At 41.9% G+C, this 13,097-nt stretch carries 12 protein-coding genes; 9 read left to right on the top strand and 3 right to left on the bottom strand.

Going from position 1 to position 13,097, the window contains the following annotated elements; genetic code table 11:
- Positions 1-38: 38 nt before the first annotated feature.
- Positions 39-410, bottom strand: a complete 372-nt coding sequence (locus TV75_RS07430) for a helix-turn-helix domain-containing protein (protein WP_044338112.1) — start codon at positions 408-410, stop codon at positions 39-41.
- A 130-nt stretch (positions 411-540) separates the two neighbouring features.
- Complete coding sequence (locus tag TV75_RS07425; protein WP_044338111.1) at positions 541-1,869, bottom strand: sodium-dependent transporter; 1,329 nt, start codon at positions 1,867-1,869, stop codon at positions 541-543.
- 344 nt (positions 1,870-2,213) lie between these two features.
- Here TV75_RS07425 and TV75_RS07420 point away from each other — a divergent pair, with 344 nt between their 5' ends.
- The 8 genes from TV75_RS07420 to TV75_RS07385 all read left to right on the top strand — a co-directional run bounded on the left by TV75_RS07420 (position 2,214) and on the right by TV75_RS07385 (position 10,037).
- Entirely contained in the window at positions 2,214-2,501 is a 288-nt protein-coding gene (locus tag TV75_RS07420; RefSeq protein WP_044338110.1) for a spore morphogenesis/germination protein YwcE, read from the top strand.
- Positions 2,502-2,639: 138 nt separating this feature from the next.
- On the top strand, positions 2,640-3,197 hold the full coding sequence (locus tag TV75_RS07415) for an RNA polymerase sigma factor (RefSeq protein WP_044338109.1): 558 nt from the start codon (positions 2,640-2,642) through the stop codon (positions 3,195-3,197).
- Positions 3,190-4,446 (top strand): hypothetical protein, encoded by a 1,257-nt coding sequence (locus TV75_RS07410; RefSeq protein WP_044338108.1) that lies wholly within the window; start codon positions 3,190-3,192, stop codon positions 4,444-4,446. Before TV75_RS07415 ends, TV75_RS07410 begins: the two co-directional genes overlap by 8 nt.
- A 196-nt stretch (positions 4,447-4,642) precedes the next feature.
- Positions 4,643-5,059, top strand: coding sequence for a S1 domain-containing post-transcriptional regulator GSP13 (gene yugI, locus TV75_RS07405; protein ID WP_044338107.1), 417 nt, complete (start codon positions 4,643-4,645; stop codon positions 5,057-5,059).
- 153 nt (positions 5,060-5,212) lie between these two features.
- Entirely contained in the window at positions 5,213-5,782 is a 570-nt protein-coding gene (locus TV75_RS07400) for an MEDS domain-containing protein (RefSeq protein ID WP_044338106.1), read from the top strand.
- Between the two features lie 193 nt (positions 5,783-5,975).
- Positions 5,976-7,496 (top strand): aldehyde dehydrogenase, encoded by a 1,521-nt coding sequence (gene adh, locus TV75_RS07395; protein ID WP_044338105.1) that lies wholly within the window; start codon positions 5,976-5,978, stop codon positions 7,494-7,496.
- Between the two features lies 1 nt (position 7,497).
- Positions 7,498-7,830, top strand: a complete 333-nt coding sequence (locus tag TV75_RS07390) for a DUF779 domain-containing protein (RefSeq protein WP_044338104.1) — start codon at positions 7,498-7,500, stop codon at positions 7,828-7,830.
- Between the two features lie 746 nt (positions 7,831-8,576).
- Positions 8,577-10,037, top strand: coding sequence for a catalase (locus TV75_RS07385; RefSeq protein WP_044338103.1), 1,461 nt, complete (start codon positions 8,577-8,579; stop codon positions 10,035-10,037).
- A gap of 186 nt (positions 10,038-10,223) precedes the next feature.
- Here TV75_RS07385 and TV75_RS07380 read toward each other — a convergent pair whose 3' ends face one another.
- Positions 10,224-11,606 carry a sigma-54 interaction domain-containing protein gene (locus TV75_RS07380; RefSeq protein ID WP_044338102.1) on the bottom strand — a complete coding sequence of 461 codons (1,383 nt, stop codon included), beginning with the start codon at positions 11,604-11,606 and terminating at the stop codon, positions 10,224-10,226.
- Positions 11,607-11,903: 297 nt separating this feature from the next.
- Between TV75_RS07380 and TV75_RS07375 the strand changes: the two genes are divergently transcribed.
- Complete coding sequence (locus TV75_RS07375) at positions 11,904-13,097, top strand: ornithine--oxo-acid transaminase (protein ID WP_044338101.1); 1,194 nt, start codon at positions 11,904-11,906, stop codon at positions 13,095-13,097.

Genomic DNA, 13,097 nt, shown 5'->3' with positions numbered 1-13,097 from the left:
CTTTTTTAATTGGTTATACATCACTTATTAAAAAATTTTTAATGCTGGCTCTTTTCATATTTCAGTTCATATAACATTTGCATCACACGCAGGAAATCATCTTCAGAGAATTCCTTTGCTTTGCGGAGGATCAACTTCGTACGTTTGGGACCCAATTCTTTGATCAGCTGCTCCATTTCAGCATCAACTCCGGTCGGGTGATGATCCTTTACTTCCCGTTCAAGCAGCTCGGAAGCTGGTATATCAAGAACGGTTGACAGCTTTAGAATCGTTTGTGTATCAGGGATTTGCAGATCGGATTCATACTTTTCAATCGTCTTGGTGCCTAATCTGGCCCTTAAAGCAAGCTCCTGTTGAGATAATTTGCGCTCTTCGCGTACCCGTTTTAAATTCTCACCAAAATGTGACATGCTAAAGTCCCTCCCCATAGAATAACTTCCTTATATCTATAGTTTATCATCATTTGAAAAAAAATAGCCCGCCTTCCCGTGAACAAAATGTTAAAAATAAAAGGCCCGTCTTTAGGGACGGACCTCTCATTTAAGATATGAAAACAAGCAGAATGGCTACTGGTACGATGTAACGCAAAAGAAAGATCCAGCTGTTGAACAGGGCCGGGGATATAGACGAACCGGATTGGATTTCGCTCCAAACATCTTCTCGTTTTAATCTGTAGGAAACGAATATACTGATCAGTAATGCCCCTATCGGCAATCCGAAATTGCTCGTTATATAATCGGCAAAGTCAAAGAAGTTCTTTCCTTGAATGAGGAAATCATCGAATACACCAAATGAAAGAGCACTTGGAATACCCGCAAAAAACACAAGGATTCCGATTAACCAAGTAAATGGCTTTCGTTTCGACTGATTTCCTTTTGACAGTGCGGCCACTCCGATTTCAAGAATGGAGAATGCAGAAGTCAACGTTGCAAACAACAGTAGAATCAGGAACACTGTTAAGAAAATGCCACCGAAAGCAATTTCATTAAAGACGGCTGGAAGGACAACAAAAGCAATCCCCGGTCCTTCATCAGGTTGGAAGCCAAGAGCGTAAACGGCAGGGAAGATGACCAATCCTGCCAGAAGTGAAATAAAGATATTTAACCCGGATACGCTGATTGCAGACCGTGGCATACTATCCTCTTTTGATAGATAAGATGCATACGTCACCATGACAGAAAGTCCGACAGTAAGGGCAAAGAATGCCTGTCCTAGCGCAAGTAACACCGTTTCCCCATTCAAATAGCTCCAGTCCGGCAATAATAGAAAGCGGACACCTTCCATTGCGCCTTCTAAGGTAAGGGATCTGATCACCAAAATAATAAATAAAATAAATAATGCCGGCATCATATAACGGCTTGCACGTTCAATCCCTTTTTGAATCCCGCCTTGGACCACAAGGATTGTGATCACAATAAAGATGAATTGGGCAATCAGCACTTCCTTAGGATTTGCTATGATGCTTTCGAATAAGGTACCATACTCAGCTTGAGTTTTCCCGATTAAAGAGCCCGTCACACTTCGGGCCAAGTAAGAAAGGATCCATCCGCCCACAACACTGTAAAAGGATAATATGATAAAAGAAACAACCGTTCCTAAATAGCCGATCCAATGCCAATAGGAATGGGGAGCTAACTTTTTATAAGATGTAACGGCGTCTGCACCGGCCCGTCTTCCAATGACAAACTCTGCCAAAAGTATGGGGGCACCGATCAAAACGGTAAAAAGGATAAAGAGTAGGAAGAAGACACCTCCTCCATTTGCACCTGCCATATAAGGGAATTTCCAAATGGCACCAAGGCCTATAGCAGAACCGGCAGCTGCCAGAATAAAGCCAATCTTAGAAGTCCACTGTTCTTTTTTGGCCATACATAAGATCCTCCTTTCAAAAAAATAAGATTTTTCAATCGTACTATGTTTTACACCCCCTGTACACCGGAATTTTAAATTTTCAATATATAAGAAATATGGAGGGAAATGACATAATAGTAGTGTCTGAGAGCAATTTCAACACATTCATTTCCATTTATTATGTGTGAAAACGTTTGAAATCATTACATTTAACCTAATTTCTAGAAAAGTAGTCAAAAACATGCTGAATGGGCTGGAAATTTCTCCGAGATGTAGTATACTAATTGTAACAAAACGTTCACAAATTATTCTTTTTTTCGCCATAATTGAAAGCGTTTACTATATGATTGGAGGAATTTACTATGGATGTATTTCTTGTGTATCTATTTATCGCAACGGCTACTCCGCTATTTCTTTGGATTGAACATCGTAAATGGGCGGTTCTTCATATCCCATTTGTTATAGCCTTATGGGCAGTGTTTATTTATTACGTAGCGGTTCCGGAACTTGGAGGATGGGGACATGTGACGCTTTGGAGCCTGTTTGTGGCCAATCTTGCATTCGCCCATATTGCAGCCTTCATGCTTTATGCCCTGCCATTTATTCAAAAGCAGAAAAAGAAAAAAGCCATCACCATCAAAAATCTATAGTTTGATCCGATGTTCATCGGGTCAGGCTTTTTTTTTGGTCAATTTTAAAAGAATGGATCCATTTGTAATTAAATGAAACAAAATCCACTTCGCAATCGTTACATTAATGAAAGCATCAAAGGAAAAGGGGGAAAAGCATTGGAAAATGAGCACTTGATCGAGCGTGCAAAAAAAGGAGACTTGCAGGCATATAGCCTTTTAATCACATATTATTCTCCCATTGTTGAACGGTTTGCCTATCAGATGGGGAATTCCATCGCCGATATACCAGATATCACACAGGAAGTGTTCATTCGTGTATACCGATTTCTGGATGGGTTCTCTTATGCGAAATTTACAACCTGGCTTTATAAAATCACTTTAAATGTGTCGAGGGACTTTAAACGAAAAGAAAATCAGCATACCAATCGAGTGAAAAAAATCGGGAGCGAACCTTCAGAAAACGTCACTACTCCTCAAGACCGTATCCTGAGGCAGGAAGAGGATCGGATGCTCCACGAATGCATTCAAAGGCTGGATGGTAAATATCAACTACCAATCATCCTCTATTATTTTCATGAAAAGAAGTATGAAGAAATGGCTGAAATCCTGTCAATCAATTTATCTACTGTCAAAACAAGACTTTTAAGAGGAAAAAACCTCTTGAAAAAAGAACTGGAAGAAGCTGAAAAAAGGGAGGGGAGATTGAATGGATGACAAGATGCTTGAAAAACGCATGGAATTATTGAATCAATCGTATAAGAAAATTCCAGATCAGACCAATCCCTCAGACATCATACAAGCCATAAAACAAGAAGGGAAATCCCAAAAGAAACGAGCACTTATTCATTGGCCATACGTCGCAAGTTTCATTGGTGTCCTTCTGATCAGTGCGGTTCTCATCCTGCAGCTTACGATGGATGAACCGGGAAGAAAGAATGGGAATCAAACTGATTTTGCCGGTGAGTCAGAACAAGGACTTCAAAGGGAAATAGAAGATGCGAAGGCCCAATATGATGTCAGGAAAACTCAGGCAATGGAGCGGCTGGGGTTTACAGAAGGCATATTTAATTCGACAGTGATCGCCCGGGATGCAGGGAGGCACCTCACATATATCGAGTCCATTCCAATGAGGGACTTTTCAAATGAAAGAAAAGTGGAGTGGGTTCAGAGAGCGAGGGAGGAGTTGGATCAAATCCTGGCTACTCCTGAGGTAATGATGAAAAATCTGAAAGCTCCTTTAACAAAGGAAGAAGCAGAAGTATGGGTTGATGATTTTATTAATAAGGAACAGGATATCCTCCCCCTATACGAGGATGAGTTGAATGAGTATAGGGACTATTGGATGACTCATGTTGAGAATGGAGAGCTCAATATGAAGGAGTTCAACCATATGAAAAACGACTATCCCCCAAAACTATGGTTGTTACGGGATGGAATATTCAATAATGCTGTCAAGCTATCGTATAACAATGAGACGGACCGGCTTGAAACGACATTGGATGTGGAGTACTTCAGGATGATCACAAATCATAAAGCCTTACCGGAAGGGTATGAATTATATATGATTACCCGGTTTGACCCAGTGATTAAAGCAGGTGAATTGACAGGAACATGGAAAGAAGCAGCTGATCGCTTGATGGACTATGAAAAGATTTTAAAGGAATTACCGGATAACTCGAGATTCAGGGTAGAGGTGAAGCATGAGTACGATACCCTCTATCAATACTTTACTGATGGAAATGTGTATCAACCCATCTTCGACGAAAATGATAAAATGAAATCAAATGTAGAAAAAACCTACCGTTATATTCTGAAAGAGTACCCAGATTACACAACGTCTCTTCATCTGAAAGAAGTATATGAGGAGTTGAAACGTTTAAATTTCGTTAAGCCAGATCGTTGGGTTCATTCGACACCGGTCATTTTGTCTTCAGAGACCGAAGAACTATATAAAGAGAGCTAAGTTTTACACTGTTTTAATAATTTCAATAATTGGGAAGCATAACTAGTGAGAAAGCAATTATAGGTGGGAAATCGAAGGAAATGGATTTGGTTGCAGAGGTCCGATAGAATAAACCTTTGCCGAATCACGGATTCTATGATATAATCTACAATTGCGTGTAAAGACGAAAAATAATATATATACTAGGAGTGTTACCATGACTACAAAATTCGAAACAGGAACTGTTGTAACAGGTAAAGTTACAGGCATTCAACCATACGGTGCATTCGTTGCACTTGACGAAGAAACTCAAGGATTAGTTCATATCTCTGAAATCACTCACGGCTTTGTTAAAGACGTAAGCGAGCACCTTTCAGTAGGCGACGAAGTAAAGGTTAAAGTATTATCAGTGGACGAAGCAGCTGGTAAAATCAGCCTTTCTATCCGTGCTACAGAAGAAGCTCCTGCAGCACCACAAGCAAAACCTGCAGCAGCGAAAAAACCTCGCCGTCAAGGTCAAGGAAGTGTAAAGCAAGCAAACGAAGAAACAACACCAGCTGGCTTTAACACTCTTAAAGACAAACTTGAAGAGTGGATCGAGCAATCAGAACGTGAAGATCTAATCAAAAAATAATACTATAATAAAGAGACTGCTCATCTGATGTGCAGTCTCTTTTGTTTTATTACAAACTCCTTGCATTCTAATGAATTCCTCATATAAAAGAGGATTTTACCAATATAGTATTGAATAAGTACTAAAGAAAGTGAAATGGGGAGGTGGCACGACTTGAAAGAGAAGATAAGCGATCTTTTGGCAGACAATGAATGCACGCATGTTCTTTATGCCTATCAGGATAGAGAGAAATATTTAAAAAATGCCCTAACGTATATTCTCGAAGGGATTGAAATGGGGGAAACCGTCATTTTAATTGAGAACGAGAGGAATATGAATGTCCTGCAAAAACAGCTAAACAGCCATTTAACAAGTGATGAGTTGGAAAAGGTCCACTCTATAAGTAATTTTGACTTTTATCAATCAAGTGGAAGTTATCACCCTCCAGCCATTTATGAAAATTTAATGAAGACAATTACTCCTTACTTAGAAAAAAAAGCCTCTTTTCGATCGTGGACAAATGTCGAATGGGGTACATTAGAAGATCCGTGCTCCATCATCGATTGGTTCGAGACAGAAACAGACCGGGTGGTTCATGAGCATAACCTGACTGTCGTCTGTGCGTACGATTCAGTGAAAATGCCGGATCACCTGGAAGATGCCCTAAAGAAGAATCATGGACATCTCATGTCGGATGAAAATATACTATCCTCGAAAGTATACAGTAAGCCAATTAGTCAGTGAATATAGCGATGATCCCCATAAGGAGGATCATCTTTTTTTATGACGAAGTTTGACAATCCGTGGGATAAATCATCTTAAATTAACGAAAAATAAAGAATCTTTTTACAATATACTTGTCCGTACCTCCTTGATGGCATATAATGAAAATGAAAGCGCTTTAATTTAAAAATACATAAATACAGGAGGATCTTAGATGCTTTATAATAATCCGAATACTGAAGGTTCATTGGTACAATTTAAAGACCAGTATGAAAACTTTATTGGTGGAGAATATGTGCCCCCGGCAAGTGGAGAATACTTTGAAAATGTATCACCTGTCACGGGGAAGGTTTTCACGAAAATTGCCCGTTCAAACAAAGAGGATGTAGAAAAGGCATTGGATGCAGCACATGCAGCGAAAGACGCATGGGGTAAAACCTCTGCTACGGAAAGATCCATTATCTTAAATAAAATCGCTGATCGAATGGAAGAAAACTTAGAAATGCTTGCTGTAGCCGAAACGTGGGATAATGGTAAGCCGGTTCGTGAAACATTAGCTGCTGACCTACCACTGGCGATTGACCACTTCCGTTATTTCGCCGGGTGTATCAGAGGACAGGAAGGATCTCTTGGTGAGATCGATAATGATACGGTCTCATATCATTTCCATGAGCCGATCGGGGTGGTTGCCCAGATCATTCCTTGGAACTTCCCGATTCTGATGGGTGTATGGAAGATTGCCCCTGCACTTGCTGCGGGTAATTGTGTAGTCTTGAAACCTGCTGAGCAGACACCTGCCTCGATCATGGTTTTGATTGAACTGATTGAAGATTTGCTGCCTAAAGGTGTACTGAATGTGGTTCAAGGATTTGGAGTGGAAGCAGGAAAACCTCTTGCACAGAGCAAGCGTGTCGGTAAGGTAGCCTTCACTGGTGAAACGACAACTGGCCGACTGATCATGCAATATGCTTCTCAGAACATTATCCCTGTCACGTTGGAGCTTGGTGGTAAATCACCTAATATCTTTTTTGAAGATGTAATGGATCAGGATGATGATTTCCTTGATAAAGCAGTCGAAGGTTTTGTCATGTTTGCACTGAATCAAGGAGAAGTGTGTACATGTCCTTCAAGAGCCCTAATCCAGGAATCGATTTACGATAAGTTCATGGAGCGTGCGATTGAACGCGTGAAACAAATCAAACAGGGGAACCCGTTGGATTCAGATACAATGCTGGGTGCCCAAGCCTCACAAGAACAATTGGATAAGATTCTATCTTATATTGAAATTGGGAAAGAAGAAGGAGCGGAATTACTCATCGGTGGTGAGCAAAATACGCTGGATGGAGATCAGGAAGCAGGTTTCTATGTGAAACCTACAGTCTTCAAAGGCAACAACAAAATGCGTATTTTCCAGGAAGAGATCTTTGGGCCAGTCGTTTCCGTTACAACGTTCAAAACGAAAGAAGAAGCCCTTGAAATCGCCAATGATACTCTTTATGGACTTGGAGCAGGTGTATGGACACGTGACATGAACACGGCTTACCGTTTCGGCAGAGAGGTTCAAGCAGGACGCGTATGGACGAACTGTTATCACCAATACCCGGCTCATGCGGCATTCGGTGGATACAAAATGTCCGGTATCGGTCGTGAGAATCATAAAATGATGCTATCACACTACCAACAAACGAAGAATTTACTAGTCAGCTATAGTCCTAAAGCGTTAGGATTCTTCTAAAATGGAACAGCGACTAGAGGCAACTGAACAAGCCCTCCAGCTGATTGAAACCTTAAAGAGCAAGCATGGGGCTCTTCTCTTTCATCAGTCTGGAGGATGTTGTGATGGCAGTTCTCCTATGTGTTTAAGTCAAGATGACCTGATCATCGGTGACAGTGATGTATTGGTAGGTACTGTAGCCGACTGTCCTTTTTATATGAACGAACAGCAATATGAGTACTGGAAACACTTCCGGATCATATTGGATGTAAGGGAAGGAAGGGGAGGAGTGTTCTCTTTGGAATCAACGGAAGGCGTCCGCTTTATCACGGATTCCAAACTGATCAAGGCATAAATGTACATTTTATGGTTCTACCCTTCTACTCGCAATAATAATTTTTAGAGACAACTTTTTTATAGGTTGTCTCTTTTTTTACGCTCTTTTCGCAAAGATTGTTGTTCTTGACATACGTTCTGCAAGGCTCTGTCGATTAGGGTGTGCTGGATGGTGAGGGGAACTGCTCCGCTTGCAGCTAGCGTTCGGCACGCCCGTACTTTCGCAGGAGTCTGCGCAGTTCCCCCTCACCATCTCTAACGGGATTTTGTGACAGAGCTTCAAGGTGGACCAGAAAACAAAATAACTAGAAAAAAATAATTCTTTTTACTTGAGCCAAGCAATCTTTACTTAGCTTAAATGAGATTGTTTGCTAGAAAGCTTGCTTTAATTGTTTTCAATTAAGGATTCATGCTCAGAAAGTTGATTGGAGCGGAAGGATGCTCGACTCCTGCGGGAATAGCTGGACAGGTGAGACCCCGGAGGCGCAGCCGAGGAGGCTCACCGCCAGCCCCGCGGAAAGCGAGCATCCTGGAGCGGAAATCAACTAGTACTTTCTTCTCTACAATAGCAACAAACTTGGCGAAAAGAGCATTTTTTTATTACCTTGAGAACGATTGATTGAGTGACTATCGGAGGCTCAACTCACTAATTTTAATGATTACTAATTTAAAATAATTATAATTTGTAATTGACTTTCATTCTCAAATAGTTAAAATAAAACTATAATTACTTAATAATTATTATAATCTAAAGGAGTGTCGGAAGTGGATAAAAGAAAACTAACAACGAATCAAGGTGCCCCGATCGGCGATAACCAGAACTCAATTACAGCTGGAGAAAGAGGACCTGCGCTGCTTGAAGATTATCAACTAATTGAGAAACTTGCTCATTTCGATCGTGAACGAGTTCCTGAAAGAGTCGTTCACGCCAGAGGAGCGGGAGCGCATGGTGTTTTCATTACAAAAAACAGCATGAAAAAATATACAAAAGCCGCACTTTTTCAAGAAGCTGGAAAAGAAACACCTGTATTTGCCCGATTTTCCACCGTCGTCCATGGCCAGCATTCACCGGAGACACTGCGTGATCCCCGTGGATTTGCCGTGAAATTTTATACAGAAGAAGGGAACTGGGATTTTGTGGGGAATAACCTTCCTGTCTTCTTTATCCGTGATGCCATGAAATTCCCTGATATGGTTCATTCTTTAAAGCCGAATCCCCAAACGAATATCCAAGAACCTGAGAGATATTGGGATTTTATGTCCCTGACCCCGGAATCAACGAATATGCTGCTCCATCTCTACACAGATGAAGGGATTCCTGCGAACTATAGGCAAATGCGCGGATCCAGTGTTCATGCGTATAAATGGGTGAATGCAGCTGGCAATACAGTGTATGTAAAGCTTCGTTGGAAGCCTAAACAAGGCACCCAGAATCTAACAGTTGAAAATGCGGCTAAGATTCAAGGGGAAGATTTTAACCATGCAAGTCGTGACCTATATGAATCAATTGAAAAAGGAGATTTTCCGGAATGGGATCTGTATGTTCAGGTTCTCGACCCAATGGATATGGATTCCTTTGATTTCGATCCGCTTGATGCTACGAAGGACTGGTCGGAGGATGACATCCCATCTCATTTTGTGGGTACGATGATCTTAAATAAAAACCCAGAAAATATCTTTGCGGAAACGGAATCAGTGGGCTTCAATCCAGGAGTGCTGGTGAACGGAATGCTTCCATCCGAAGATAAGTTACTGCAAGGAAGACTATTTTCCTATTCAGATACACAGCGTTACTGGATCGGTGCCAACTACATGCAGCTCCCGATCAACTGCCCATTTGCTCAAGTGGCGAATAACCAAAGGGACGGACATATGCCATTCAAGCAGCAAATGAGCCCTGTAAATTATGAGCCCAACAGCTTTGATGATACGCCGAAAGAAGTGGCGGGGTATACAGAGGTTCAACAGCCGGTGACAGGAGAAAGGGGAAGGCAGAAAATCCAGAAAACGGACGATTTTGGTCAGGCCGGTCGTATTTTCAGAAGCTACCCCGAAGAAGTGAAGAAGCAAGTCGTGAAAAATATTTCAAGTGAATTATCAGGAATCAACGAAAGAATTGCCCTGCGAGCAGTGTGTAATTTCTTCCGGGCGGATGAAGGGCTTGGAAAGGAATTGGCGAAGAGTATCGGGGTGGATCTGACACCTTATTTGCAGCATGTGAAATAAAAAGGGGTGAGTACTGGACTTTTTATCAGTGAAGTTGTGCTGATGAAGGGGCTGGTGCTCTTTTTCTATAGTTGGGGAGAATTAAGCAATACGACAAATTTCGCAACACACCAACCGCCCCCTCATCACATCTACACCCCACCAAAAAAGCCACTCCCCAAAAAAGAAAGTGGCCCTGAACCAACATCAAAATGCATTCCGCTCAATCCCGTACTTCCGTATCCGATACTGCAGATTCTGCCTGCTCATCCCAAGGGACTTCGCCGTTTTAGTGATATTAAAGTCATGGTATTTCAACGCTTTTTGAATATAATAGGTTTCCGCTTCTTCCATGAAAATTTCCAATGGCTTGATTTCGGTTCCGGATTGGTAGAGGAACTCCGATTCATCCTGACTTTCTTCTCCAGTCGCCATATGATGAATCCTCTGCCTGAATCCGAATGGAAGGTGGTTGAAGCCAATCTCCTCTTCAAAGCCGACAAGATTAAAGGCTCCCTCAATGACATGCTCAAGCTCCCTCACATTGCCAGGCCAGTCATACTGCTGGAAGATTTCACTTACTTCATTCGAAACCCCCTTAATACTCATGGCGAAATGGTGGTTGAACCGATCAATGAAATAATTCACAATCTCCGGTAAATCTTCTTTCCTCGAACGAAGAGAGGGGATGAAGATTGAAACAATGCTCAGCCTGTAATAGAGGTCCTTTAATAACCGTCCTTCTGCGATGGCGTCGATGGGATCCTCGTTCACAGTCGCCATCACCCGCACATCGTATGGAAGGTCCGTCCCTCGTGAAAAGAAGTTTAGCAGTTTCTCTTGAAGGGAAGGGGTTAATGAGTTGATCTCGTCCAGTAGCAGTGTGCCTCCCTGTGCTTGTTGGAAGAGGGAGGGACGGTGGTCTTCCGGATTGCTGTCTTTTACCTCATCGTGAAATAGGATTTCTTCAAGCATATCATCACGTAATGATGAGCAATTCTGGGTGATGAAAGGCCCATTGGCACGGGCGCTGTCGTTGTGGATGCTTTGTGCAAAAAGCTCCTTCCCGGTACCGATTTCCCCACAAATCAACACAGGGGAAGGCGTCCTCGTCGCCCGCTTCCCGGTTTCCACGGCGTCCTGCAGGCGGTGATGCTTACCGATGATGCTGTCAAAGGTAATCAAACTGCTCGGACGCTTCTGTTTATGATCTCTCATAACCTTTTCAAGCTTCGTTATGTCACGGGCAATTTCAATCGCCCCTATCAAGACACCATCGTGAAAGATCGGGAAGGTGTCGTTCATCGTCGTGATTTCGATTCCGTTTATATTAAAATAAGTTTGCTTCACATTGAGGGTTGGTTCCTTTGTGTTCAAAACTTTAAGAAGGGTGCTTTCTTCTTCAGAATGAAATTGGAAAACATCAAGCAAATTTTTATCAAGGACGTCTTCAATTTCCATCCCTTCTATTTCTCTCATTTTACGATTGTAGATGATGGTTCTTCCCGTAGAATCGATGACATGAACGCCTGATTCGAGATGTTCAGCCACTTTTTCGTACATATACAAACGTTTTTCGGATTCCAGCATGCTGTCTCTCTCCTCTTCTTTTCCAATAGGTTTACTGCAAAACGTATCGTCAATAAATCATTATTTTGCGCAAAATATTCCATCCGTCCGTTGCTGTATTTAAGACTCTTAAGGAATTGAATCGGCAAAAAGAGCGGAATTATAAAAAATTTTAAAAAACTCTTGAAAAATGCAACTATCTTTTGCATTATTATAAGTGTAAGGGTTTTCTAAATGCAAATTTTTTTTGCATATCTGTTAACTAGCCTTGTCATATGGCTTTAAAAATAAAATGCTTTTAAGCAAGGAGGAACTTTCATGACAGTAAGTACTCATTCGATTATTGAACAAACGGAAAAGTATGGTGCGAAAAACTATCATCCCCTACCAATCGTTATTTCAGAAGCAGAGGGTGTATGGGTAAAGGATCCTGAAGGGAATAAGTACATGGATATGCTAAGCGCCTATTCAGCTGTAAACCAGGGACATCGTCATCCAAAGATCATCCAGGCATTAAAAGATCAAGCGGATCGTGTGACATTGACTTCACGTGCATTCCACAACGATCAATTGGCTCCTTGGTATGAGAAGATTTGTAAGATGACGGGTAAGGACATGGCGCTTCCAATGAACACTGGTGCTGAAGCAGTGGAGACAGCGATCAAGACAGCTCGCCGCTGGGCTTATGATGTGAAGGGTGTAGCCGAAAACAGTGCAGAAATCATCGCATGTAACGGTAACTTCCACGGAAGAACGATGACAGCTGTTTCCCTTTCTTCAGAAGAAGAATACAAGCGTGGCTTCGGTCCGATGCTTCCGGGAATCAACTTGATTCCTTACGGTGACTTGGAAGCATTGAAATCCGCCATTACACCAAATACAGCAGCTTTCCTGATCGAACCTATCCAAGGAGAAGCAGGGATCGTATTCCCTCCTAAAGGCTTCATGAAAGCGGCATATGAATTATGTAAAGAAAACAACGTCCTATTCATTGCAGATGAAATTCAGGCAGGTCTAGCCCGCTCCGGGAAAATGTTTGCTTGCGAGTGGGAAGATGTTGACCCTGATATGTACATCCTTGGAAAAGCACTTGGAGGAGGGGTATTCCCAATTTCATGTGTTGTGGCGAATGAAGAAGTATTAGGTGTTTTCAACCCAGGATCCCATGGTTCTACTTTTGGAGGGAATCCAATGGCATGTGCGGTTTCCGTTGCATCACTGGATGTACTGATCGATGAGAATCTGGCAGAGCGTTCTCTTCAAATGGGAGAATACTTTATGAGTAAACTTCGCGAGATAGATAATCCTATGATTAAGGAAGTTCGTGGTAGTGGTTTATTTATTGGAGTTGAACTTAACGAACCAGCCCGTAAATACTGTGAACAGCTGAAAGAAGAAGGACTGCTTTGTAAAGAAACGCATGATACTGTCATTCGTTTTGCCCCACCACTTGTCATCTCACAAGAAGACCTGGATTGGGCAATCGAAAGAATCAAAAAAGTATTATCATAA

It is taken from the genome of Rossellomorea aquimaris (genome assembly GCF_000935355.1).
Lineage (GTDB): Bacteria > Bacillota > Bacilli > Bacillales > Bacillaceae_B > Rossellomorea > Rossellomorea aquimaris_B.
The sequence above is the reverse complement of the archived record's forward strand: the minus strand, read 5'-3'. Positions and strand labels throughout refer to the sequence as shown.

Bases quoted from the DNA above. Each gene is read 5' to 3' on its own strand.
- TV75_RS07430 (WP_044338112.1), bottom strand. From the start codon at position 410: ATGTCACATTTTGGTGAGAATTTAAAACGGGTACGCGAAGAGCGCAAA.
- TV75_RS07375 (WP_044338101.1), top strand. From the start codon at position 11,904: ATGACAGTAAGTACTCATTCGATTATTGAACAAACGGAAAAGTATGGT.
- TV75_RS07390 (WP_044338104.1), top strand. From the start codon at position 7,498: ATGGAACAGCGACTAGAGGCAACTGAACAAGCCCTCCAGCTGATTGAA.
- TV75_RS07425 (WP_044338111.1), bottom strand. From the start codon at position 1,869: ATGGCCAAAAAAGAACAGTGGACTTCTAAGATTGGCTTTATTCTGGCA.
- TV75_RS07420 (WP_044338110.1), top strand. From the start codon at position 2,214: ATGGATGTATTTCTTGTGTATCTATTTATCGCAACGGCTACTCCGCTA.
- yugI (WP_044338107.1), top strand. From the start codon at position 4,643: ATGACTACAAAATTCGAAACAGGAACTGTTGTAACAGGTAAAGTTACA.
- adh (WP_044338105.1), top strand. From the start codon at position 5,976: ATGCTTTATAATAATCCGAATACTGAAGGTTCATTGGTACAATTTAAA.
- TV75_RS07380 (WP_044338102.1), bottom strand. From the start codon at position 11,606: ATGCTGGAATCCGAAAAACGTTTGTATATGTACGAAAAAGTGGCTGAA.
- TV75_RS07410 (WP_044338108.1), top strand. From the start codon at position 3,190: ATGGATGACAAGATGCTTGAAAAACGCATGGAATTATTGAATCAATCG.